This window comes from Pseudovibrio sp. Ad13 (genome assembly GCF_001623225.1).
In the GTDB taxonomy this organism is placed as follows: domain Bacteria; phylum Pseudomonadota; class Alphaproteobacteria; order Rhizobiales; family Stappiaceae; genus Pseudovibrio.
Window position 1 is genome coordinate 62,128 of record NZ_LMCC01000015.1, and the last position, 24,699, is coordinate 86,826.

Genomic DNA, 24,699 nt, shown 5'->3' on the forward strand with positions numbered 1-24,699 from the left:
GCTGCGCCTTTCTACCCTAAAGGCGCAGCAAATTGGTGGACTGCTAAGAATATTATAAAAAACCGGCTATTATTAGCCGCGATAAGCTTCGGCAATTCCAAGGAAATCCGTAGCTTTCAGGCTTGCACCGCCAACCAGAGCACCATCAACGTTTTCAACCGCAAGCAGCTCTTTTGCATTGGTAGGCTTAACAGAGCCACCATAAAGGATGCGCATTTTACCGCCAACATCACCACCAAACTGCTTGATGAGAGTCGCTCGAATAGAAGCGTGAACCTCAGCAACGTCTGCTGGAGTTGGCGTCAATCCAGTACCAATCGCCCAAACTGGCTCATAAGCAATTACAGTGTTTTCGGCAGTTGCGCCTGCTGGCACTGAACCCAGAACCTGTTTGGTAACCACGTCAAGTGTTGTGCCTGCGCGGCGCTCGCTCTCAACTTCACCAACACAAACAATAGCAATGAGGTCAGCGCGGTAAGCAGCTTCAGCCTTCTCACAAACGTCCGCATCAGATTCGCCATGATCTTCGCGGCGCTCGGAGTGACCAACAATCACAAACTTGCCGCCAGCATCACGGATCATTTCCGCAGAAATATCGCCAGTATGCGCACCGCTCTCATTTGCGTGGCAGTTTTGTGCGCCAATCGCAATTTTGTCTTGGGAAGCCAACTGCGCAACCAGCAATGCAGGTGGACAAATCAGAAGCTCTACATTTTCGGCAAGTGCTGAGTCGTATCCCGCGCCCATAGCTTCCAGCTCTGCAGCTGAAGCCTTGGTGCCATTCATTTTCCAGTTACCAGCAACAAGTGGCCGATTAGTCATTTGATCCGTTCCCCAAATATGAATTCCAAATTCCCAAATGGAATGTGTGCTCACTAGCAGAAAAAACACTTAAGTCCCATAGCGGATTACCGCTAGTACGATGAACTTCGTATCTCCTGTCGAATCTCACAGCCTTTATGGCGTGTAAACTTGCCCCAGGGCGAAAGGAACACTATTATCCGGCGGCCTTGCATGTGTGCGCGGGGAGACTGTCCCTCGCCTTCAACAAGAGAACGGATAAAATTATGCTCGACGCGCTGCGTAATAGCGTAGGTTCCTGGTTCGCAAAGATCCTGATCGGCCTTCTGGTCCTCAGCTTTGCAGTTTGGGGGATCGCTGACGTCTTTACTGGAATCGGCTCCACATCTGTTGCCTCAGTTGGCGACAAAGAAATTTCGGCTCAGGATTTCCAACGAGCTTATTCACGCGAGCTCGACCAGCTGTCACGCCGCGTCGGCCAGCCTGTCACTCAGGAACAGGCCGCTGCATTTGGCGTACCAGCTCAGGTTCTGGGCCGCCTCATCGCCGAAGCTGCGCTTGATTATGAAGCATCACAGCTGCGCATCGGTGTATCTGATGAAGCTATTGTCAAAACAATTCAGGAAACACCAGCATTTCAGGGTGTAAATGGCTACGACCGTAATCGCCTGAGCCAGGTACTTTATAATCTGGGCATAAGCGAAGACGAATTCGTGATGCAGCAACAGCTCGTCGCAGAGCGTCAGCAGCTTGCAGAAGCTGTTATCGGCGGCATCGTTGTGCCTAAAGCAATGCTCGAAGCCTTCGACAAATACGCAATGGAAGAGCGCACTGTTGAGTACCTCGTGCTGCCACAAAGCTCTTTGACAAATGTTCCAGCTCCGACTGACGAAGAACTCGCTACGTTCTTTGAAGAGAACAAAGGCAACTACAAAGCACCTGAATACCGCAGTGCCACTTTGATCGAGCTGACAGCAGACAAGATTGCAAAGCCGGAAAATGTGACTGAAGCGGAACTCGCTCAGGAATATGAGCGCACCAAAAACCGCTATCAGTCTCAGGAACAGCGCCGCATCTTCCAGATTTCCTTCCCAACCAAACAGGAAGCAGAAGCTGCTGTTGTTGAAATGGAGTCCGGCAAGACCTTTGAAGACCTCATGAATGAACGCGATCTGACCGAAAAAGACGTCGACCTCGGCCTCATGAACAAATCCGGCTTCCTTGACCAAAAAATTGCAGATGCAGCTTTTGCTCTCAAAGAAGGTCAGGCAAGCAACGTGGTCGAAGGTCAGTTCACTAACGCGATTCTCTTTGCCAAAGAGGTCAAAGCAGCAGCAGTACAGCCTCTGGAAGACGTTAAAGACGAACTACGCGGTGTCGTTGCTCAGGCAAACGCAGCCGATGAAGTAGAAGACCTCTTCAACGAAGTCGAAGACGCACGCGCAGGCGGCAGCACCTTTGAAGAAATCGCTGAGCGCTTTGATCTGGCTCTGATCAACACACCTTCATTTGACGCTTCCGGTAAAAACGAAGCGGGCGAAACTGTTGATCTTCCACAAGCAAGCGCACTGACCAAAGCAGTCTTTTCAACCGATGTTGGCGTTGAAAATGATCCGCTGGAAATCGACCGTACAGGTCACCTGTGGTACGAAGTGAAAAATGTCACCCCTTCCCGCGACAGAGAACTCTCTGAAGTAAAAGAAGCCGTGACTGCTGACTGGACAGCCAACCGCACAGCGGAACTACTGGAAGAAAAAGCCCAAGCTCTGATCGCAGAAGTCGAAGCAGGAAAGCCTCTTTCCGAAGTCGCAACGGCCGAAGGTCTGACAACAGCCACATCTGCTCCGTTCACCCGCAACGGCGGCATCGCGGAGCTTTCCGGCTCTGCTGTGACAGCAGCATTTTCCGGACCAAAAGGCACCGCCTCTCAGGTTCCTGGCAACAACGAAGACCGCATTCTTCTTGTCCTAACCGACACGACGTCTCCAGCCTTCATGACAGAATCTGAAAACGTGCAGCGCATTGACACTCAGCTAACAAGTGCGCTGGAAAGCTCCTTGCTCAACCAGTTCATCTCTCAGCTGGAGCAAACAGAAGGTGTCCGAGTAAATCAGGCAGTCTTCAACCAGCTGACCGGACTGGATCGCCAGTAGACAAATCCTTGTCGAAAACAAGCCCGCCACACTTATAAGTGTGGCGGGCTTTTGTTTATCTCCTAGACAGCCCTCCGAAAGCTATCTAATAGTTAGCCCTTGTGTATGCTAAGGAATTACCTGAGAGATTGAGGGGGTTTTCGCCGTGAGCAATTTGAAAAATCTCATTGGAATTGTCGCTGACGGAAACACGTTGGACCGATCTCAGGCCCGCGAGGCCTTCGAGATCATCATGTCAGGCGCTGCAACTCCCGCACAGATCGGTGGCTTCCTCATGGCCTTGCGCTTGCGCGGCGAAACCATCGACGAAATTTCTGCAGCTGTAGAAACCATGCGCGCCAAAATGATCCCGGTGAAAGCACCAGATCACGCCATCGACATTGTTGGCACAGGTGGTGACGCATCCGGCTCCTATAACATTTCAACCTGCACAGCCATTGTTGTGGCGGGCTGCGGTGTGACCGTTGCAAAACATGGCAACCGGTCCCTGTCCTCCAAATCCGGTTCAGCAGAAGCACTTGCCGAGCTTGGCATCAACCTGGACCTGGATGCGAACGGCATCAGCCATTGCATTCATGAGGCCGGTATCGGCTTCATGTTTGCACCAAACCACCACAAGGCCATGCGCCATGTCGGCCCGGCCCGCATTGAGCTGGGCACCAGAACAATCTTCAACCTGCTAGGCCCGCTCGCCAACCCGGCAGGCGCAAAGCGCCAGATGACAGGCGTATTCGCACAGCAATGGGTTGAACCACTCGCCAACACCCTTCAGGAAATGGGCACCGAAAAAGCCTGGATCGTCAACGGCTCCGATGGAATGGACGAAATCACCACCACCGGAACTACCTTTGTCGCCGAACTGAAGAACGGAAACATCAACACCTTCACAGTGTCTCCTGAAGATGCGGGCCTGCCGCTTGCAAAGACAGAAGATCTGAAAGGCGGCGATCCAAAAGAAAATGCTCAGGCACTGCGCGAAGTGCTGCAAGGAGCAAAAAACGCTTACAGGGATATCGTCCTGCTCAATTCAGCGGCCTCCCTTATCGTCGCAGATAAGGTCTCCACCCTCGCTGAGGGTGTCCAGATGGCTGCGCATGCGATTGACCAAGGTGCAGCCCTTTCCCGACTGGACAAACTTGTTGAAGCCTCCGACGCTGCAACAGCTGCCAATATGAAACTCTAAGACCACGGATCCCATGTCAGATATCCTTACGAAAATCGAAGCTTACAAACGTGAAGAAATTGCTGCTGCCAAAGCGCAAACTTCATTGGCTGATCTGAATGAGGCGATTAAAGCAGCAACACCAACACGCGGCTTTGCAAATGCTTTGAAAGCCAAGCATGTGAACGGTGAGTACGCCCTGATCGCAGAGGTAAAAAAAGCAAGTCCATCCAAGGGGTTGATCCGCGCTGACTTCAACCCGCCCGCACTCGCCAAAGCCTATGAAAACGGTGGTGCAGCATGCTTGTCCGTATTGACAGACACACCATCCTTTCAGGGCAAACCAGAATATCTCGTCACAGCTCGCGCTGAAGTCTCCCTGCCAGTTCTGCGCAAGGACTTCCTTTATGACACCTATCAGGTTCATGAAGCACGTGCATGGGGCGCTGACTGTATTTTGATCATTATGGCAGCTGTTGACGACCAACTGGCCAAAGAGTTGGAAGACGCCGCATTTGAACTGGGCATGGATGCGCTTATCGAAGTTCATGACGAAGCTGAGTTGGAACGCGCACTGAAGCTCTCCTCTCCGCTTGTTGGCATCAACAATCGCAATTTAAAAACCTTCGAGACATCTCTGGAAACCAGCGAGCGGCTCGCACCACTGATCCCGCAAGATCGGATCATCGTTGGCGAGAGCGGCCTGTTCACTCCGGAAGACCTCTCCCGAATGGAAAACTCCGGCATCTCCACCTTCCTCATCGGCGAAAGCCTGATGCGTCAGGAAGATGTGGAAACCGCAACCAAAGCTTTGCTTAAACGCTAAAAATCAACTGCTTGGCAAAAGCAGACACCTGAACAAACTGTGTCCAGAGGCAAGAAAATGTCAGAACTTTCTCCAAAACTCACTCACTTAGATGACAGCGGTGCGGCTCATATGGTCGACATTTCGGAGAAAGAGGTTACCTCACGCATTGCCCGTGCAGGCGGTCAGGTAAAAATGCGGCCTGAAACTCTGGACATGATCCTTTCAGGCAACGCCAAGAAAGGCGACGTGCTCGCAACGGCGCGCATTGCTGGCATCATGGCGGCCAAGAGAACTCACGAGCTGATCCCGTTGTGCCATCCTCTGGCGCTTTCCAAGGTTCAGGTGGACTTCACACCCAACCCTGAACTTCCGGGAATTGAGATCGAAGTCTTCGCAAAAGTATCCGGCCAGACTGGCATCGAGATGGAAGCACTTACAGCTGCCTCCGTTGCCTGCCTGACAATTTACGATATGGCAAAAGCCGTTGATCGCTCTATGGAGATCGGTGAAATCCGGTTGCTGGAGAAGAAGGGCGGCAAGTCCGGTCACTATCTGGCTGAGGAGGATAACTCCCAATGAACTTGATCAGTATTGAAGAAGCGCTGGACCGCCTCCTGAAAGATGTGAATCCGACCGGTACCGAGCAGCTTCCACTACTTGAAGCCGGAGAACGCATTCTGGCAGAAGATGTTGCTGCAACACGAACGCAGCCTCCATTTTCCGCCTCAGCAATGGATGGATATGCCGTCAAAGCTGCTGATACGGTCGATCCAGAGACTGCTTTGAAGGTCATTGGAGAAGTCGCTGCCGGGCATAACTTCGATGGCACGTTGCAAGCCGGAGAAGCTCTGCGCATCTTTACAGGTGCACCTGTTCCAGCAGGCGTCGACGCAATTTTGATGCAGGAAAACGCCCGCCGTGACGGGGATAACCTGTTTTGCGAGGAAGCCGTTTCTGTTGGTAAGTTCATCCGCCCAGCAGGCCTCGACTTCAAAGAAGGTCAGACCCTCCTGAAGGCAGGCGCGCCACTCGGCTTCCGTGAGTTATCGCTTGCAGGCGCCATGAACCACGCAGCCTTGCCAGTACGCAAAAAACCGGTTGTTGCGATCCTCGCAAATGGTGATGAACTCGTAGAGCCAGGTCAGATACCAGGTCCGAATCAAATCATAGCGTCCAATCAAGTCGGCATCGCAGAATTCGTCAGAAACTGTGGCGGAACGCCAATGATGCTGGGCATTGCACCAGACCAGCCTGAGGAAATCACGGCACGCGTGAAACAGGCTATTGAAGCAAAAGCCGATGTACTGGTGACACTCGGCGGTGCCTCTGTTGGCGACCACGATCTCATTCAGGACGTACTGGGCGCTGAAGGCATGGAGCTAGGCTTCTGGCGCATCGCCATGCGCCCGGGCAAGCCCCTCATGGCCGGTGCCCTTGGCCCGATGAAAGTCCTCGGCCTTCCTGGCAATCCAGTCTCCAGCCTTGTATGCGCACTCCTCTTCCTCGGCCCGCTTCTGGACAAGATGTTAGGCCGCACGGTCTCTGTGACAAATCAAGGCGTTACCAAAGCAACTCTGGCAGATGATTTGCCTACAAATGATATGCGCCAGGACTACCTGCGCGCCAGTCTGGACACAGACGAACACGGAGATCTGATAGCAACACCGTTTGGCAAACAGGACTCTTCCATGCTTGCCTTGCTGACAAAAGCAGATGCCCTGATCATTCGTCCACCACACGCACCAGCTGCAAAGGCAGGTGAAAAAGTGGACCTGCTCAAGCTACGCTAAATCCAGACATCAGAAGTGGGCAACCCCTGCCCACTCACCCACCAGAAACCAAATCCCCCAGTTCTAGCAGGGCTTAACCTCAACAAACCCATTGCAGAACACAATGAGAACAGGTAGAGTACGTTCGTGTTTTGTCCTTCCAATCGCAGAAGTTGAAGTCTTTCAGCTTCTTGGAATTACAAAACTGCGATTGGTCAGGAATGACCGCTCACTTTCAATCAGCGCCTTAGGAGCGAACGGGGATAAAAGATGCTTACACAGAAGCAACACGAGCTTTTGATGTTCATCCATCAACGCTTGAAGGAAGCCGGTGTTCCGCCCTCCTTCGATGAGATGAAGGACGCGCTGGACCTCCGTTCCAAATCCGGCATTCACCGGCTGATCACAGCTCTGGAAGAGCGCGGCTTCATTCGCCGCTTGCCGAACAGAGCTCGTGCACTTGAAATCCTCAAACTGCCAGACTCCATTTCTCCGGGCCTGAAGCCTGCCGCTAAGGAAAAAGGCTTTGCACCTGAGGTGATTGAGGGCTCCCTGAGCAAGAAAGTAGCAACGCCGCCACCTCCACGCACCACATCACCAGACGAAGTGCCAACGCTGGAAATCCCGGTCATGGGCCGCATTGCTGCAGGCGTCCCAATCGAAGCAATCCAGACACAAAGCCATACCATCGCAATGCCTGCTGATCTGATGGGTCGCGGCGAGCATTATGCGCTGGAAGTCAAAGGCGATTCCATGATCGATGCCGGTATCTTCGATGGAGATACCGTGTTGATCAAACGTGGTGACACGGCTGATAACGGCGAGATTGTTGTGGCGCTGATTGATGAAGAAGAAGCAACCTTGAAGCGCCTGCGCAAAAAAGGCGCCTCAGTCGCGCTGGAAGCGGCCAACCCCGCCTACGAAACTCGCATCTTCGGCCCGGGCCGCGTCCACGTGCAAGGCAAGATGATTGCGCTCTTCCGCCGCTATTAAATCATTGGTTGCCTGAGGCAATTTCGGATTCCAAGGCCTGCGCTGAGCATCATATGCCCAGCGCACTTTTTTTATTCTTTCCCCGCCCTCAGCACCAACAGAAAGCCAGATGTAAGCTGAACCGCGCTCTCCGAAAACCTTCTGGTCAATAACCAGCTCAGCCCGGCAAGCCGGAGGCGCCTGAACCTGCGTGATGACGATGGTGGCAAGATGGCAGTCAGCCTCCAAAACATCAGCCACTTTGGACTGTGCCAACAGGATCGGCGCAGAGCTTATCCTCCCTCCCTCTGCAGGCTGCTGAGGGAATATCTCAATCACACAGCCGCGATCATCACAGGACCGATCTGAAGCCCTCACCTTGTGTTGCTTGAACGAACCCGCCGAAACTCCACCAGCGCGCAACAGGCTGTCAGCAGCAAACGACATACGTGAGGACGTCAGTCGAAACGCACCATCCTGCCCATAATAAGCAATGTGCTTGCCCGCATCCGCAATCATCAGATCAGGCGCCTTGCCACCGGCAAACATCAGGACACTCACCGTAAATGCCGGAAGTGAAAGCCATTTCAGGCGCAGCGGCATCACACACAGTACGACAATCGCTAGGATCACGAGCAGATACCCTGGAGCACTGGAAACCCCGAGACTGGTCAGCCCCTCACTGAGTGAGCTCACCCAGTAAGCAGCTTTCAGCACCAGCGCCAACCCAGCCTCCATCCCTTGCAGAAAGAACGCATCCGCACCAAACGGGATCGCCAACAGACTCAATAACCCAAGGGGCATAACCACAAAAGTCACCAATGGCATAGCAAGAATATTCCCCAGAACTCCATAAGGCGCAACCTGCTCAAAATGCATCGCCGCAACTGGCCCCGTGGCAGCACCTGCAATCAACGAGGTCAACGCACAAGCTAGAATCCACTTTAAGATTACACGACTAATCCTATGAAACCATGAGGTATTCCGTCTTCGCGAACTATCTCGATTACCGAGCAACCAATCCTTCCCAAGCATATAGGCTGAGAGCAAGGCGAGCACTGCAATGAAGGACATCTGAAACCCGGGAGCCAGAACCTCCTCCGGCCTCAGGCTTAAAAGCACAAGGCAAGCCAGCGCCAGACCACGCAGACTGAAGGCCCGCCGACCAAGCAGACCCGCGCATAAAATCATCGCCGCCATCAAAAAAGCCCGCTGCGTTGCCACAGAAGCTCCTGACAAACCAAGATAAACAATCGCCGCAATCAGTGCTGCCACGCTGGCATAAACGTGAATATGTCCTTTCAGCGCAAGCGACTGGCTGAGGGATAGGATCAGGCGGGCACCAAGGAAGACCAGAGAGGTCACAAGTCCCATATGCATGCCGGAGATAGCGAGCACATGAGCAAGCCCTGCATTGCGCAAGGCATCCTTGTCAGCGGTGGCAAGATAGTCTCGCTTGCCCACCAGAAGTGCAACAGCAAACGCACTTTCCGGGCTGTTATCCAACACCCGCCGGATCCGCTGTGCTATCCCACTGCGCACACGCTCTATCCCTTGCAGAAAACTTGTGCCCTCTACCTGTGCCACAACAACCGGTTTGGAAAGCGCATAGCCGACCGCACCAATCCCACTGAAAAACGCAGTTCGGGCAAAGTCATACCCACCGGGGCGCACCGCACCTCCCGGCGGCAACAACCGAGCCTTCAGCTGCATCCTGTCCCCCATCACGGGTGCCTCTTTCATCCCCTTGATGCTAATCCGGATGCGATAAGAAAGAAGAGTTACGCCCTTCTGCGAAAGTGTTGTCACATCTGCAAAAATGACGGAGTAAGCCCCTTTGCCAGAATGCTTCACTCCAGCAACCACACCCTCCACTTTGCGTGTAACCGGGCGCTCCAGCGGGTCACCGCGCGCATACTCCACGCGCAAATCAGCAAGGAAGAACCCGGCAGTAAAGAACAAAAGCGCGGTCAGCCCAACCGTTAACCGCCCGATCTTCCAACGACGAAAAGCGAATACTCCCAATAAGATAAAAGGAGTTCCGCTTAAAACACTGTAAGGCTCGGCGGGGAGTGAGAAATAAACCAGCACACCAGCTAAATGGCAAAGCGCATACCAGAGGATGCCATGCCCCTTGTTCCAATCCTGCACGAGCGCAGAGCGGGCATAAGTCATGACAGCTGACCAATCCGGCCTCAGCACGAAACCCAGCAGCTTACGTGCCCTTTGAAGCACATCACGAAGACTAAGGCGCTGTTTCTCTTCAGCAAAACGCATGCTTGCGTTGCTATGTGCGTTTTTTGCGTTGACTTGCGTTTTTGTGCGTTGCTGTGTAGTTCGCCCAGCAAGCGCCGTATCGGTCTCAAACGGCGCAGAAGAAAACTTATCCTCCTCAAGGCAAAGCTCACCTATTCTGGGAGCACAGCCACCAGATTGCGTCTTGTCTGAGGATGATTGCCCCTCGCGCACCCTTAAGTCCCTTTCTGCCACTTGGGAACTTTTCAATGCTATGGTACACAGCCCGCAGAGGTACGGCGCCCCGCCGTAATTACCCCAAACTATTCGAAGTAACTTGAAACTTTTCCGGAACACCTATGACTAAACCTGTTGTGACGCGCTTCGCGCCTTCTCCTACTGGCTACCTGCATATTGGCGGCGCCCGTACAGCCCTGTTCAACTGGCTTCTGGCAAAACACAGCGACGGTAAAATGCTGCTGCGCATTGAAGACACCGATCGCTCCCGCTCCACTGAGGAAGCCGTAGATGCGCTGCTGGACGGTCTGTCCTGGCTGGGCATGGACTGGGACGGCGAGCCGATCTCCCAGTATGGCCGCGTTGACCGCCACCGCGAAGTTGCTGAGCAGATGGTCAAGGACGGCACTGCGTACTACTGCTACTGCTCCCCGGAAGAAGTGAACGAGATGCGCGAGAAGGCCCGCGCAGAAGGTCGCCCGCCGCGCTATGACGGCACCTGGCGTGATCGTGACCCATCTGAAGCACCAGAAGGCATCGCCCCTGCCATTCGCCTGAAAGCACCGCTTGAAGGTGACACCATCGTGGAAGATCAGGTTCAGGGCACCGTCAAGTTCGCCAACAAGGATCTGGACGACCTGATCCTCGTGCGTTCTGATGGCAACCCAACCTACATGCTGGCCGTTGTGGTAGACGATCACGACATGGGCGTCACCCACATCGTTCGTGGCGATGACCACCTGACCAACGCAGCACGCCAGTCCCTGATCTACAAGGCTCTGAACTGGGATGTCCCGGTCATGGCGCACATTCCGCTGATCTACGGACCAGATGGCGCAAAGCTCTCCAAGCGCCACGGCGCAGTAGGTGCAGAAGCGTACCGGGCTATGGGCTACTTGCCATCCGCCATGCGCAACTATCTGGCACGCCTCGGCTGGTCCCATGGCGATGACGAGATCTTTTCTACCGATCAGATGATCGAGTGGTTCGGTCTGGACGCTGTCGGCAAATCCCCGTCCCGTTTCGACTTCAAGAAGCTGGAAAACCTGAACGCTCACTACATGCGCTCAGAAAGCGATGAGGAGCTGCTCGGTCACTTCCTCACCTATCTGATGGACGTGGAAGGCGGCGCAGACGTCATGGCGTGGATTGCAGGCGATGGAAACCAGGACAAACTGGTTGAAGCTCTGCCTGGCCTGAAAGAGCGTGCAAAGACCCTTGTCGAACTGCAGGAATCTGCTCGTTACCTCTGGGTTCAGCGTCCGCTGGATCTGGATGCAAAGGCTGAAAAGATCCTCTCTGACGAGGCACGTGCTGTTCTTGGCAAGGTTCTGGTTGCTCTGGAAGCACTGGACGAGTGGACCGTGGAGAGCACCGAGACTGCCGTTAAGGCAGTTGCTGAAGCAGAAGAGCTGAAACTCGGCAAAGTTGCTCAGCCATTGCGCGCTGCACTCACTGGTCGTGGCACATCCCCAGGCATCTTTGACGTGCTCAAAGTGCTCGGAAAAGACGAATCTTGCGCACGCATTCGTGATCTTTCAGCTTAATTCGCTGAATTCTAAAAGAAACTACCGCTGCAAATACTAGTCATTCGTAGCGGTAGTTACACTTATAGCTAAAAGCATTGGTTGCGGGCGCTTGCCCCATCGCGGCAAATGATATAGGCAGTTCCACGACAACACTCTCCTCCGGGCGGAAACGTCAGATCATGCAGTGTATTCATTTGTACACAAATGAAGCAAGTCGCATGAGGAGATACAAAATGGGGGTTGCCTGATATGAGCGACAAAACAGCGAAACTGACTATTGGAGACAACAGCTGGGACTTTAACGTCCACTCTGGCTCCATGGGCCCTGATGTTCTGGACATCGGTTCGCTTTATAAGCAAACTGATCACTTCACACTGGACCCTGGTTTCACATCAACTGCCTCATGCGAATCCAAGATCACTTACATCGACGGTGACGCAGGCGTTCTGCTTTACCGCGGTTACCCGATTGAACAGCTCGCCGAACACGGCGACTTTTTGGAAAGCTGCTATCTGCTGCTGTACGGCGAACTGCCAACACGCGCAGAGAAGGACGATTTTGTTCATCGTGTAACCTACCACACCATGATCCATGATCAGATGAGCTCTTTCTTCAAGGGTTATCGTCGTGACGCCCACCCAATGGCAGTCATGACCGGTACCGTTGGAGCTCTCTCTTCCTTCTATCATGACAGCACCGACATCTCTGATCCACACCTGCGCATGGTTGCATCCCTGCGCATGATCGCAAAGATGCCGACCATTGCTGCAATGGCCTACAAATACCACGTTGGCCAGCCATTCGTTTACCCAAGAAACGATCTGGACTACGCATCCAACTTCCTGCACATGTGCTTCGCAGTTCCATGTGAGGAATATAAAGTAAATCCGGTTCTGGCACGTGCCATGGACCGTATCTTCATCCTGCACGCTGACCACGAGCAGAATGCTTCCACATCCACCGTACGTCTTGCTGGTTCTTCAGGCGCAAACCCATTTGCATGTATTGCAGCTGGTATTGCATGTCTGTGGGGTCCATCTCATGGCGGTGCGAATGAGGCAGCTCTGAACATGCTCTCCGAAATCGGTTCTGTTGACCGTATTCCTGAGTATGTAGCACGTGCAAAAGACAAGAATGATCCGTTCCGCCTCATGGGCTTCGGTCACCGCGTCTACAAAAACTACGACCCACGCGCGCGCATCATGCAGAAAACCTGTCATGAAGTGCTTGCAGAGCTGGGCCACCAGGACGATCCGCTTCTTGAAGTGGCAATGGAACTGGAAAAAGTTGCTCTCACCGATCCTTACTTCGTTGAGAAGAAGCTTTATCCAAACATTGACTTCTACTCCGGCATCACCCTGCGTGCTCTGGGCTTCCCAACCACCATGTTCACCGTGCTCTTCGCACTGGCTCGTACAGTAGGTTGGATCGCACAGTGGAAGGAAATGATTGAAGATCCTTCCCAGCGTATCGGTCGTCCACGCCAGCTGTACACCGGCTATTCCGAGCGTGATTATCAGCCAATCGACCAGCGCCGCTAAGAACATTCTCCGAAAAACGGATACCGGTTTTCGGGAAGTGTAGCAAAGCTGCTTGAGCTGATAGACAGACTTAGAAAAAGGAGGCATTTTGCCTCCTTTTTATTTGAATAGCGCCCATTGCGTTCAACACACGCAAACCATGAGGCGGCTTAATCCTGTTCATGCCTCACCACATCCCTATCCTTGATGTTTGACCAAGTGCCCGGCACTACCACTGGCATCAGAAAAGGATGTATTGATGCGTCTTGCCCCCCTCCCTGTTTTTGCAGCTTTCACGCTCCTCTCTGCTGGTCTGGCAAGCTATTCCTTAGCAAACACCGACACCACACAAGCCTCCAGAGACGTTGTCTTTTCAAACCTGAGCATGCAGGACGGCACATCAGACAATTCCATCTGCGTTGAGCGATATGGTGACGGGTATACAGTCTCCCCCTCCAAGGAAGCCCCTAAGCGCACCTACATCAGCGATAAAGGGCACACGGTAACGCTGGTCGATACAAACGAGATCCTGGGACACGGCATTTTTGCAGAGCACGACCGGTTTATGATGACGTTTCCCGGCAATAAAGAGGAAGAGATCGAGGTCACTCAGTTCGTAACCGGCCTGATTGGCGGAGACCATTACAGCGGCGTATTCACAGACGGCACATGCACCGGCAAGGTCTTTGTTGGCCCGCTGAAACTCCAGTAAAGCCCGCTCACCACCGTTCCGTTGAACTGACACAGACAGAGCCAGATAATCTGAGAGGTTCCCCAAACCGAAATGGTCCGGTGCAAAAGGCACGTCCGGTTCATCGTCCAACAGCATTTAGCAGCCGCACCAATCCTGACCGTTCAGGCATAAAAGATGGGACACAACAGGTTTAAAACGAGAGAAAGCATGCGAGTTAAAAAGCTGAAGCAGTCCGGTGTTGTTCTCCTCATCACCTTTGGACTACTGGGGCCAGCCAGCAGTCAGATCGTCAATCGCGTCAATAAGGCTAATCCGTTTTCCGACATGAAGCGCGCCCTTCCAACACGGCAAGTCTTAATTGACAACCTGACAGTCCTGACTGATGCCGTGGGAATTGAGTTTTGCGAGGGACGTTATGGCAAAGGCGGCACAATTTTTCCTGACCAAAACGGGAAACAAGGGCAGTTTATCAGCAAGATGAACGACAAAGTCTCCCTCTACGACCGCAGTGAGTGGCGTCAGGACGGCATTTATGCAGAACACTCAAAACTGCTGATCACCTTCCACAATGCCCCGGACGTAGAGGTCGAGGTGACTGCCTTCATCACCGGCTTCGTCAACTCCAAGATGTTCAGCGGCGTCTTCTCTGATGGCGTCTGTACCGGGCACTTCTCCGTCGTAGCCGCCAATTGATCCCGCAAAACGCTGCCTCGAGAAATTGATTAAATCCGGACAATCGCGCGAAACACATTCTTCATCCTAAAGAAAATCAAATTGAACCCAGAGCATTTACATTAACGCAGCAGGACTATTCTTTGCTGGTCGTGAGGCCTGAACAGCAACGAGTGGAAGCTCCCCATGAAGAAGATTTTCTGTGCAGCAACAAGCCTCAGTCCTGTCGTCGACAGATCCGGGACGAGAGGTCAGGCACAGCAGGTTTGAAATGGGAGTAGACATGCGCCTTACAAAACTGAAACAGTCCGGTGTAGCTCTCATCCTCACCATTGGGATGCTGGGGCAAGCCAATGGTCAGATCACCCACCGCGACAACCGGGGCAATCCCTTCACCGACCTGAAACGCCTGTCTGTATCACGGCAAATCGCCATCCAGAACCTGACAGTCCTGACAGATGCAGTTGGTGTTGAGTTCTGTAAAGAGCGCTATGGCAACGGATACACTGTCTACCCCGATCCAAACGGACGGCGCGGACAATTTGTCAGCGACAAAGGGCACAAATTCTCCCTTTATGCCCGCAGCGAGTTGCGCGGTGACGGCATTTATGCCGAACACTCGCAAGTCCTCATCACCTTCCCCAATGATCCGGATGAAGAAGTCGAGAACACCCAGTTCATAACCGGTTTCGTGAACTCCAAAATCTTCACCGGCGTCTTCTCAGATGGCATCTGCTCCGGAAGATTCTCTGTCGTCGGCGTCAAATGATCATTTCTGGACAGGTGCAGTTGCCTCAGTCAGCTCAAAGCATTTACTGACAGAACTCTCGTTGGTCTTATAGGTGCGAAAGCCAACCGCCTCATAATAACCCAGCCCCTCCGGGTTGGAGGCACCAATCGTGGCATCAATCTTCTCAAGACCGGCTTGTCTGGCAGCATCAAGCGTTGCAGCAAACAAGGCCCGCCCGACACCGCGGCGCCCAGCACTCGGGCGCACATGGGTGCCGATCATGCCCCAACCCGGCGTCACACCATAAGTGTTGCCCTCTGATGCCCATTTCAGGACCTGCAGCCCAAGCAGGGTCCCGTCCACATCTTCAACCACAGAACAGCGGATATTATCTGAATGAGCAATGTACTGAGAGATCACATAGGTCTCATCACTCGGCAAACTGCGCTTTCCCAACGCAGCAAGTTCCTGCAAAAAACTGCTGATTTCTTCAACATCGGCCAGAACCGCGTCTCTGACTTTCATAAAAACCTCAAAATCTGTAGCTGACCTGCACACTCATTCTCAAAACAAACACGACAGGAGAAAACCCACGATGCATCAATGCAATGAAGAGCATAGCCTATCATAAGCCCCGGCTTTTCCAGCCCCTGTACTGCGTAAATCTTCAGTTTTCACGGATGTTTATGCGTAGTGCATTAGAAACTGGCTAAATCCAGCAGTATCCCCAAAACCCATTCTTCATCCTAAAGAAAATCGAAGCTCAGCAAAAACATCTACGTTAACGCAGCAGGACTACTCTTTGCGCGGTTTTAAGCCTGAAAATAACAAGTGGTGGCACCCATGAAGAAATATCTCTGTGCAGCAGCAAGCCTTGGCGCAATTGCCTATATCAGCAGCACGGCTCTGGCAGACGATCACAGTCTGGGCAGTGACAATGAATCCGTCACATTCTCCGAGCTGACATTGGCAGACGGCACGCCTGACGACGGCACCTGCGCAAAACGCTACGGAACAGGTTACAAAACCGCAGACCATCCCGACACATCTTCACCAAACGCTCAAAAGACGACGACAGAAGGCCACGACATCATCATCTCCTCCACCGGTGGCACCATTGGGGATGGCATCCTGTCCATCGAAAATGAGTACGAGATCATCTTTCCCAATGACGAACACAAAGAAACAATTGATGTGAAGATGTTCGCAACCGGCCTGATTGGCAGCGGAACAGCCTCAGGCGTGTTCTCGGATGGCACGTGCCGCGGCAAAGTCACCATTCAATCTGCTCAGCAGTAGGACCTCCACCTGATGAAAGCCGCCCTTTGCACAGTGATATCCCTGACAGCCCTGACGCTCACAAGCATCAATGCAGACGCGATGAGCCTGCGATTGGGGCGCGGCGACAAGTTTTCCGCATTCACCGACCCGTCACTGGTGGACGGAAGTCCGGAATAAGAGATCTGCACAAGGCGCTACGGGAAGGGCTTTACTGTCAAAGCACACCCCGGCTCCCTCCCTGAACAGCGGGAATTCAACACTTATGAAGGGCACATTATCAAGATGACCCATGTAGGTGGCAGCTTGGGAGATGGCGTATATTCGCTGGAAAATGAGTACCTCTTCACCTTCCCCGATGACACCGAAGCTAAACCTATCAAATTTCAACTGATAGCAACCGGCCTCATTGGAGACGGACAAGCTTCCGGAGTTTTTTCTGACGAAATATGCCGCGGCACCGTACAGATCATGCTCGTAAAGAATACAGCAGCACAATGATACAACACTGCACCATACCACTCAATAAAACGGGACGGATAGAACAATGAAACCATTCCTCCTGACTTCCGCCTGCATTCTGGCTATGACCATTGCCAGCACATCAGCACAGGCCCTCACACAACGATTAGGCCCCGGCAACAGAACAATCACCTTCTCTGAATTGTCCATGACCGATGGAAGCCCTGATGATGGCACCTGTGAAAAGCGCTATGGCACCGGCTTCACAACGCAAAGTAATCCAGATTCAGCAAGCAACCCACTCAAGCGGACAACCAAAGAAGGACATAACATCGAAGTCATTGCACTCGGCGGAAACGTAAGCGAAGGTATCTTCTCCATCGAGAACCAATATGAAATCATCTTCCCCGATGATGAAACCAAAACACCTGTAGATGTGGAACTGGCAGCAACAGGATTGATCGGCAGCCAGGAAGCCACCGGTGTCTTTTCCGACGGTACGTGTAGAGGCGTCATTCAGGTCAAAGTGGTCAGCAACTAAGCCACCATATAAAAAGGCCTGAAGATCCCTTCAGGCCTTTAAACTCATAGCTTAAAGCATCACTTTAAGCGCAACGCCAAATGACTCTTGGTTTTCAAAGAGCTACACCCATTTAATGAATCACTTTCAAAAGCACCTAAGCTGAAACTCCAGCCGTTTCCAAAATGATCCGGGCAGCCTTGCCTGCCTGACTTTCGCCTTCAGGCAAACGCATCTTTTCATCAATACGAGAGAACGCGTCCAGCTGCGCCCGCCGCTCTGGACTATCAGACAGCAGCGCAAGTACGGCCTGACTAAGCACTTCAGGGGCCGCTTCGTCTTCAATATATTCCTTGATGCTGTGATCTCCAAGCACAAGGTTGGGCAGCACAATGGTGTCCACCGCAACAATCTTGACGAACCGGTTGATCTGCTTCAGGCGGCGGAAGAACCAGTCCAGCTTGTAAGCTATAACCATAGGCACCCCAGCAATCGCCAGCTCCAAAGACACAGTACCGCTGGCCGCAAGCGCTGCATTTGCCTGTCGCAAAGCCGCAAACTTTTCCGCTTCACCCGTCACAATACGCGGCTGCACCTTCCAGGACGCCACACCATCGCGAATGCGCTGTTCCTGATGAGGCACTGCTGGAATGATCACATCCACATCCGGGTCTTGCGCACAAATCAAAGCGACTGCTTCACCAAACGGCTCCAGCAACCGCGAAACCTCGCTGGTTCGGGAGCCCGGAAGCACCACCAACTGCTTTCTGCCTGTCCCGAGCTCTGCGCGCTCCCCCGGAGCAGGCCGCAAATCCGCAAGCCGTTCAATCAACGGATGCCCTACATAGTCACAAGGCGGCCCACCAAGGCGCTTGTGGGCCTCAGGCTCAAACGGCAACAGAGCAAGCAGCTGATCCACATATGCCGCCATCTTCTTCGCACGTCCCGGACGCCACGCCCACACAGACGGGCTCACATAGTCCACCACCCGAATATGCGGCGCTTTTTTGCGCACGCGCTTTGCAACGTTGTGAGTGAAATCCGGAGAGTCGATGATCAGCAGTAAATCAGGTTGCTCGGCCATAACCGCATCAACAGTTTGATGTACACGGCGAATAATTGTCGGCAAACGCTCCAACACCGCCGTGATGCCCATCACAGCAATATCATGCAGCGGAAAGATCGACTGCACACCTTGAGCCGCCATGCGCTCACCGCCCAGACCACAGACCTGAAGACGATCGCCAATCGAAGCCCGCAGGGCTTTTATGACTTCCGCGCCGAGCTGATCACCAGATTCCTCGCCAACAACAAAGAAAACCTTGAAGGGTTTGACAGCTTCCAAATCGCTCATACCTCAGCGCTCACCAGCTTCAAAGTCTTCATCACGTGCGCAACCATAAAGGAAAACACCCAACTCATCGCAAAGGCGCTCAACCTCATCACGATGAGCAACCAGTACACGCCCAGCCTCAACACACACGCCTTTTAACTGTGCGTCAGAAGCTTTCTGTATGGTTTCTGGCCCAACGGTCGGCATATCAAGGCGCAGATCCTGTTGCGGCTTAGAACACTTTACAAGCACACCTGCAGCCCCTTTGGACCGGACACGGCCATTAGCACGCAACCCAGCAACACGCTCAAGCATGGCGTCCGTGCCTTCAGCGCCCTCAACAGCAACAACACGTGCACCCACAGCAACAGCACCCTGCCCGATATCCAATCGGCCCACAGCATCCACCGCCTCAATGGCAAGCTTCATATCACTCAGAGCCTTGGCATCCGGCTTCGGCCCTGCCACGTGGCCTGGGCTAGCAACCAACCCCGGAGCAACTTCATGAGCACCAACCACGTGCAAACCCTCTCGTTCAAATATCCCGGCTACTTTCACCAGCAAATGATCATCGCCGCCAACAACAGCCTTGATGATACGCGGCAAACGCCAAATCGTTCCAAAATCACCGAGGATTGATGTGAAATCAGGCCGCTTCTGCACAGCGCCAATCAACACCACATCCTGAACACCGTTAGATTTCAACGTTGAGAACAGTTTGCCGATCTGCCCCCAGCCAAGTTCAACGGGATTAAACGCAGAAAGGGAGGCATCTGCCTCCCCCTTGATTGCGATGGTCACCACATCGCGACCTTGTTCCATAGCGGAGCGAATGACCAGACCGGGCAAATCGCCGCCACCAGCAATCACAGCAATAGGTGCCTGTTTCACCATGAATTCAAAACAGACCCTTATTCACCGGTGTTGCGCGGCGTACAGAACCGGCGCTTTTCATCTTCCAGCATGAACGACGTCATCGTCTGCACACCTTCAAATTCAGCGTACTTGGTCCGCGCAATCTCAGCACGAGCACGCAACGTACCCTCTTCACTGTTGAAGACTTCCTTATACGCACCGCGCAGGGCGTGGATTTCTTCGCGAGAAAAGTTGCGGCGCTTCAAACCAATCAGATTCAGCCCTGCAAGACGCGCACGATCACCAATCACAGATCCATAAGGGATCACGTCAAACTCAACACCAGTCAGACCACCAATGATGGAATGAGCACCCACACGGCACCACTGACGCACAGCAGACAGTCCGCCAAAGATCACGTGATCTTCAACCTCAACATGCCCGGCAAGCGTTGCGTTGTTGGCCAGAATAACGTTGTTGCCCACAATGCAATCATGCCCGACATGAGTACCCATCATGAACAGGCCACCATTCCCAACGCGCGTCACACCACCACCGCCGGCAGTGCCAGGGTTCATAGTGGAGTGCTCGCGGATCTGATTGTCTTCGCCGATTTCCAGTAGCGTATCTTCACCGGAAAACTTCAGATCCTGCGGCTGATGCCCCAAGCTGGCAAACGGGTAGACCTTCGACCGGGCGCCGATCGTTGTCCGTCCAGCGATCACCACATGGGAAACAAGCTCTACATCAGCGCCAAGGGTTACCTTGGGACCCACCATGCAGTAAGGACCGATCTTGACATTCTCTCCAAGTACGGCCCCATCCTCGATAATCGCGGTGGGATGAATCTGTTGCATCAATGACCTCAATTCGCCTCGTCAGAATCGACAAGCATTGCGCTGATTTCCGCTTCAGCAACCTTCTGCCCGTCTACCATTGCAACACCTTCAAATTTCCAGATGGTCGCGCGGTTGCGGACTTTTTTCACGTGAAAGCGCACCTGATCACCAGGAACCACAGGCTTGCGGAACTTACACTTATCAATGGTCATGAAGTAAACCAGAGAAGGCACATCTTTCTTTTCACGACCATGGACGCAAAGCGCACCAGCAGTCTGAGCCATCGCTTCGATAAGCAACACACCTGGCATTACAGGCTGGCTTGGAAAATGTCCCTGAAAATGTGGCTCATTGATGGTTACATTCTTAATACCAACACCTGAGTTGTCGCCGTCCATATCAACGATACGGTCAATCATCAAAAACGGATAACGATGGGGCAAAAGCTCCATAACCCGCATGATATCAGCGCTTTCAAGTGTTCTGGTCTCTACATCACTCATAATAATGCCTCAGCAATATCGGTTTGACTGGCATATGTCTCACTTGGAGCATCTGAGGATACGCCCTCCTCATTCACCAGCCAATCTAGTTAACTATCGGGATCAGATCCCGGGTCTAATCTGTTATTTCTTGCCGCCTTGAGCGGTCAGGCGGCGAAGCGCCGTCATTTCCTTGAACCACTCACGGATCGGCCGTGCCGGTACACCACCATAACGCCCACCTGGCGCCAGATCGTCGTGTACAGCACTCACGCCAGCAACTTGCGCGCCCATTCCAATGCGAACGTGCCCGGAAACACCGGTCTGTCCGCCAAGAACCACATAATCCTCAAGGCTGGAACTTCCAGAAATCCCTACCTGAGAAACAATGACGCAATGCTTTCCGATATTAACGTTGTGACCAACCTGAACCTGATTATCAATCTTGGTTCCATCACCCACAGTCGTATCACGGTTTGCACCGCGGTCTATACAGGAGCCAGCGCCAATTTCAACATCATTTCCTAGCACAACTCGGCCCAGCTGGGGAACCTTGATATGTCCACCTGGCCCCATCGCAAACCCAAAGCCATCCTGCCCTATGCTAACGTTTGGGTGAATAATGACACGATCACCAAGCACTGCGTGCTGCAAACTGGAATTTGCTCCAATGGAGCAATTCTCGCCCAGCTGACAATTGGCAGCGATCACTGCATTGGGACCAACACGAGATCCAGCCCCAATCACCACATGCGCGCCAATGACAGCACCAACTTCAACAACAACACCTTCACCCAGCTGCGCGCTCTCATCAACAAAAGCACGCGGACTGACAGACGTCTCGCTGGTTACCGAAAGTGGCCGCATTGCGGTTGGGTAAAGCTCAGCCAAAACTTTCGCCAGTGAGCGGTACGGCTCCTTGGCGAGCAAAGGCACAACGCCGTCAGGCACCTTGTCGACATGCTTTTTGCTCACGAGACAAGCTGTTGCCTTCGTGCTCTCAAGCTGATCCAGATATTTTGGATTATCGATGAACACAAGCGTTCCGGGAACGCCTTCATCCAGAGGAGCAACACCAGTAATGGCAAGGTCATGATCACCACGAACAATCTCCGCCCCAGCCCATTCAGCTACTTGTTTCACTGTTATTGATCGAGCTTCAGGGAAGAAAACCGGGCTAACTTCAGATTGATTTGATGGTTCTGTCATAGGATCCTACAAAAAAACGGCCGCCGAGGGTATCGGCGACCGATTATAATCAAATTTTCACTAGATCAGAAGCGTGTACCACCACTGAGCTTGAATACCTGCGTTTCATCAACATCGTTTTTGAGCACAGGCCAAGCAAAGTCAGCACGCAGCGGCCCAAACGGCGACTGCCACAACACCCCAACACCAACGGAAGCACGAAGATCGAAGTCTTCAGACTGGATACCGCTTCCGATTACAGAAGACAGTTCGCTATCCACACCCCAGAGAGAACCCGCATCAGCGAAGACTGCGCCCGACAATCCAAGTTCTTCAGGGAAGACTGGGAATGGGAACTGACCTTCAACGGTACCTGCAACGTAGTATTTACCACCCAAGGCATCGCCACCGTTTTCATCACGAGGACCATAACCGTTGGTTGCAAAACCACGAATTCTGTCAGGTGAACCCTGGAACTGATCAGTCACGCGCAGACGGTTACCGATAGATTCGATGTAACCGGCAGAACCCTTCACAAAACCAACAAGACCCCATTCAGCATAGAGCTCTTCAAATGCGCTACCCTTAAACTGACCACGAACATACTGAGACTCTCCGCCGAGACCCGCAACTTCCTGCTCGTAGGAAGCGACATAACCGTCACGTGGGTTCAGGTTGTTGTCCAAAGTATTGTAGACGAGCGAGAAGCCCGCAAGTGAAGTCGTGTACTGCCCAAGGGAGTCACAGACACCCAAAGACACACCAGGCTCACAATCGCTAATGCCAGTAGAGTCACTACGTGTCAGATCGCGCTGGTAAAGCTTGTAGAACAGGTTAAGCGTCAGTTCGTCTTCGCGAAGCGGAAGGCCGAAGTTAATCGCACCACCAGTTGTCTGCTCTTCATAAGCACGGGAGCTGTTCTGATCGTATACGCGGCGGTATACATCCAGACCTGCGGAGATACGACGCCCCATGAAGAACGGCTCAACGAATTTGAACTCATACTTCTGGTTATCGGTACCACCACCAACAGCAGCTTTAACGTACTGACCGCGACCAAGGAAGTTGCGCTCGGTGATGGAGATATCACCAATCACACCGTCAGAGGTGGAGTAACCCACACCGAATGAAACTTCACCGGTTGGCTGCTCTTCAACATCCACGTTGATGATCACACGGTCAGGAGCACTGCCCTGCTGACGCGTAATACGCACATTCTGGAAGTAACGCGTGTTGCGCAGACGACGCTCAGCCTTATCCAGAAGGATACGGTTGTAAGCATCACCTTCAGCGAGATCGAATTCGCGGCGGATCACGTACTCACGTGTACGGTCGTTACCACGAACGTTGATACGCTCAACATAAACGCGTGGACCTTCTTCGATCAAATAAGTAATCGAGACTGTCTTGTTCTCATAATCACGCTCACCACGAGGGCGAACCTGAGCAAACGCATAGCCTGCCTTGGAAACTTCCAGCGTCAGAGCTTCAAGCGTCTTTTCAACTTCTAAAGAGTTGTAGGTATCACCAGACTGAGTGCGCAGATACTGGCGCATCGCCTCTGGGTCAACAGCAGACAAGGAGGTATCGATTTCGATATCACCGAACTCGTACTGCTCACCTTCATCAACAGTGAACGTCACGTAGAAGATGTTTTGCTCACGGTCCAGATCTGCAACAGCAGAAACAACGCGGAAGTCAGCGTAACCCTTCTGGTAGTAGAACTGACGCAAAGATTCTTCATCTACATCGAGACGATCAGGATCATAAACATCAGTTGTACGCAACCAGCCGAGGAAGCCACTTTCGCGGGTCTGGATCTGCTCACGCAGGTAGCCGTCAGAGAAGGCTTGGTTACCGATGAAGGAAATACGGGCAACACCCGTCTTATCCCCTTCTTCGATTTCAAAAACCAGATCCACACGGTTATTAGCGCGCTCAATAATCTTCGGCTCAACAGACGCACGATAGCGACCGGAGCGACGATAAGCTTCCAGAAGGTTCTGAGCATCAGACTGAACACGCGCACGTGTCAGCATGGACCGCTCAGAAGAACGAACGACTGATTGCAGAGCTTCGTCTTTCAGTCGCTTGTTACCCTCAAAGGAGATTTTGCCGATAACTGGATTTTCTTTAACATCAACAACAAGAGTGCCGCCGCGTTGCTCGATGGAAACATCAGCAAACAGACCGGTCGCATAAAGCGTGGTCAGGCTCTCGTCGATATCAATTGCAGAAAACGATTTCCCTGGACGGATAGTCAGGTAGTTGCGAACTGTTTCGCTTTCGATGCGCGTTGCACCGTTAACGACAATCTTGTTAACCACCGCGGCCTCGGCAACCCCTGTTCCGATAAACGGAACCCCAACCGGAGCAACTGTAGTAGTAGCTGCAACGGCCATTGCCAAAAGCGACACACGTGACAGGTTCTTAAATGACTGCATAGAACTGCTATGCCT

At 52.8% G+C, this 24,699-nt stretch carries 24 protein-coding genes; 15 read left to right on the top strand and 9 right to left on the bottom strand.

The annotated features are described in order from the left end of the window. Window positions 1-72 precede the first annotated feature (72 nt). Complete coding sequence (gene tpiA / locus PsAD13_RS17430; protein WP_063318995.1) at window positions 73-822, bottom strand: triose-phosphate isomerase; 750 nt, start codon at window positions 820-822, stop codon at window positions 73-75. A 245-nt stretch (window positions 823-1,067) separates the two neighbouring features. On the opposite strand from tpiA, the gene PsAD13_RS17435 reads away from it, so the two are divergent. From PsAD13_RS17435 to lexA, 6 genes are all read left to right on the top strand, one after another. Next, entirely contained in the window at window positions 1,068-2,954 is a 1,887-nt protein-coding gene (locus PsAD13_RS17435) for a SurA N-terminal domain-containing protein (RefSeq protein ID WP_063318996.1), read from the top strand. Between the two features lie 145 nt (window positions 2,955-3,099). After that, on the top strand, window positions 3,100-4,137 hold the full coding sequence (trpD, locus tag PsAD13_RS17440; RefSeq protein WP_057465507.1) for an anthranilate phosphoribosyltransferase: 1,038 nt from the start codon (window positions 3,100-3,102) through the stop codon (window positions 4,135-4,137). Between the two features lie 13 nt (window positions 4,138-4,150). Next, window positions 4,151-4,942, top strand: a complete 792-nt coding sequence (trpC, locus tag PsAD13_RS17445) for an indole-3-glycerol phosphate synthase TrpC (RefSeq protein WP_063318997.1) — start codon at window positions 4,151-4,153, stop codon at window positions 4,940-4,942. A gap of 57 nt (window positions 4,943-4,999) precedes the next feature. After that, window positions 5,000-5,503 carry a cyclic pyranopterin monophosphate synthase MoaC gene (gene moaC, locus PsAD13_RS17450; RefSeq protein WP_063318998.1) on the top strand — a complete coding sequence of 168 codons (504 nt, stop codon included), beginning with the start codon at window positions 5,000-5,002 and terminating at the stop codon, window positions 5,501-5,503. Then, a complete protein-coding gene (glp, locus tag PsAD13_RS17455; RefSeq protein ID WP_063318999.1) occupies window positions 5,500-6,714 on the top strand; it encodes a gephyrin-like molybdotransferase Glp in 1,215 nt (404 codons plus the stop codon). The genes moaC and glp overlap by 4 nt, the downstream gene beginning before the upstream one ends. Window positions 6,715-6,963: 249 nt before the next feature. Beyond that, a complete protein-coding gene (gene lexA, locus PsAD13_RS17460) occupies window positions 6,964-7,686 on the top strand; it encodes a transcriptional repressor LexA (protein WP_057465511.1) in 723 nt (240 codons plus the stop codon). Here lexA and PsAD13_RS17465 read toward each other — a convergent pair. Further along, entirely contained in the window at window positions 7,582-10,134 is a 2,553-nt protein-coding gene (locus PsAD13_RS17465; RefSeq protein ID WP_063305278.1) for a ComEC/Rec2 family competence protein, read from the bottom strand. The two genes, lexA and PsAD13_RS17465, sit on opposite strands and share 105 nt — an antisense overlap. A 125-nt stretch (window positions 10,135-10,259) precedes the next feature. On the opposite strand from PsAD13_RS17465, the gene gltX reads away from it, so the two are divergent. The 5 genes from gltX (at window position 10,260) to PsAD13_RS17490 (ending at window position 15,322) form a co-directional block, all read left to right on the top strand. Continuing rightward, window positions 10,260-11,684, top strand: coding sequence for a glutamate--tRNA ligase (gltX, locus tag PsAD13_RS17470; protein WP_063305279.1), 1,425 nt, complete (start codon window positions 10,260-10,262; stop codon window positions 11,682-11,684). Between the two features lie 231 nt (window positions 11,685-11,915). Continuing rightward, window positions 11,916-13,208 (top strand): citrate synthase, encoded by a 1,293-nt coding sequence (gltA, locus tag PsAD13_RS17475; RefSeq protein WP_057465514.1) that lies wholly within the window; start codon window positions 11,916-11,918, stop codon window positions 13,206-13,208. A gap of 238 nt (window positions 13,209-13,446) precedes the next feature. Then, window positions 13,447-13,899, top strand: a complete 453-nt coding sequence (locus PsAD13_RS17480) for a hypothetical protein (RefSeq protein ID WP_063305280.1) — start codon at window positions 13,447-13,449, stop codon at window positions 13,897-13,899. A gap of 189 nt (window positions 13,900-14,088) precedes the next feature. After that, entirely contained in the window at window positions 14,089-14,574 is a 486-nt protein-coding gene (locus PsAD13_RS17485) for a hypothetical protein (protein WP_057465515.1), read from the top strand. Window positions 14,575-14,836: 262 nt separating this feature from the next. Beyond that, window positions 14,837-15,322, top strand: coding sequence for a hypothetical protein (locus PsAD13_RS17490; protein WP_063319000.1), 486 nt, complete (start codon window positions 14,837-14,839; stop codon window positions 15,320-15,322). On the opposite strand, the gene PsAD13_RS17495 is transcribed toward PsAD13_RS17490, so the two are convergent. Continuing rightward, a complete protein-coding gene (locus PsAD13_RS17495; protein ID WP_063319001.1) occupies window positions 15,323-15,808 on the bottom strand; it encodes a GNAT family N-acetyltransferase in 486 nt (161 codons plus the stop codon). Window positions 15,809-16,126: 318 nt separating this feature from the next. On the opposite strand from PsAD13_RS17495, the gene PsAD13_RS17500 reads away from it, so the two are divergent. From PsAD13_RS17500 to PsAD13_RS17510, 4 genes are all read left to right on the top strand, one after another. Further along, a complete protein-coding gene (locus PsAD13_RS17500; protein ID WP_057465517.1) occupies window positions 16,127-16,582 on the top strand; it encodes a hypothetical protein in 456 nt (151 codons plus the stop codon). Between the two features lie 12 nt (window positions 16,583-16,594). Then, window positions 16,595-16,741 carry a hypothetical protein gene (locus tag PsAD13_RS27855; protein ID WP_193777067.1) on the top strand — a complete coding sequence of 49 codons (147 nt, stop codon included), beginning with the start codon at window positions 16,595-16,597 and terminating at the stop codon, window positions 16,739-16,741. A 105-nt stretch (window positions 16,742-16,846) separates the two neighbouring features. Continuing rightward, window positions 16,847-17,062 carry a hypothetical protein gene (locus tag PsAD13_RS17505; RefSeq protein ID WP_063319002.1) on the top strand — a complete coding sequence of 72 codons (216 nt, stop codon included), beginning with the start codon at window positions 16,847-16,849 and terminating at the stop codon, window positions 17,060-17,062. Window positions 17,063-17,108: 46 nt separating this feature from the next. Beyond that, entirely contained in the window at window positions 17,109-17,564 is a 456-nt protein-coding gene (locus tag PsAD13_RS17510; RefSeq protein ID WP_063319003.1) for a hypothetical protein, read from the top strand. Between the two features lie 136 nt (window positions 17,565-17,700). Here PsAD13_RS17510 and lpxB read toward each other — a convergent pair whose 3' ends face one another. The 6 genes from lpxB to bamA form a co-directional block, all read right to left on the bottom strand. Further along, window positions 17,701-18,897: a lipid-A-disaccharide synthase gene (gene lpxB, locus PsAD13_RS17515; protein ID WP_063319004.1), complete on the bottom strand. Its 1,197-nt coding sequence runs from the start codon at window positions 18,895-18,897 to the stop codon at window positions 17,701-17,703. A 3-nt stretch (window positions 18,898-18,900) separates the two neighbouring features. Beyond that, on the bottom strand, window positions 18,901-19,770 hold the full coding sequence (lpxI, locus tag PsAD13_RS17520) for a UDP-2,3-diacylglucosamine diphosphatase LpxI (protein ID WP_063319005.1): 870 nt from the start codon (window positions 19,768-19,770) through the stop codon (window positions 18,901-18,903). Between the two features lie 17 nt (window positions 19,771-19,787). Then, on the bottom strand, window positions 19,788-20,588 hold the full coding sequence (lpxA, locus tag PsAD13_RS17525) for an acyl-ACP--UDP-N-acetylglucosamine O-acyltransferase (RefSeq protein ID WP_063319006.1): 801 nt from the start codon (window positions 20,586-20,588) through the stop codon (window positions 19,788-19,790). Between the two features lie 8 nt (window positions 20,589-20,596). Beyond that, window positions 20,597-21,073, bottom strand: coding sequence for a 3-hydroxyacyl-ACP dehydratase FabZ (gene fabZ / locus PsAD13_RS17530; protein WP_063319007.1), 477 nt, complete (start codon window positions 21,071-21,073; stop codon window positions 20,597-20,599). A 123-nt stretch (window positions 21,074-21,196) separates the two neighbouring features. Then, window positions 21,197-22,261, bottom strand: coding sequence for a UDP-3-O-(3-hydroxymyristoyl)glucosamine N-acyltransferase (gene lpxD, locus PsAD13_RS17535; protein WP_063319008.1), 1,065 nt, complete (start codon window positions 22,259-22,261; stop codon window positions 21,197-21,199). A gap of 65 nt (window positions 22,262-22,326) precedes the next feature. After that, entirely contained in the window at window positions 22,327-24,684 is a 2,358-nt protein-coding gene (bamA, locus tag PsAD13_RS17540) for an outer membrane protein assembly factor BamA (RefSeq protein ID WP_063289008.1), read from the bottom strand. Between the last annotated feature and the right edge of the window lie 15 nt (window positions 24,685-24,699).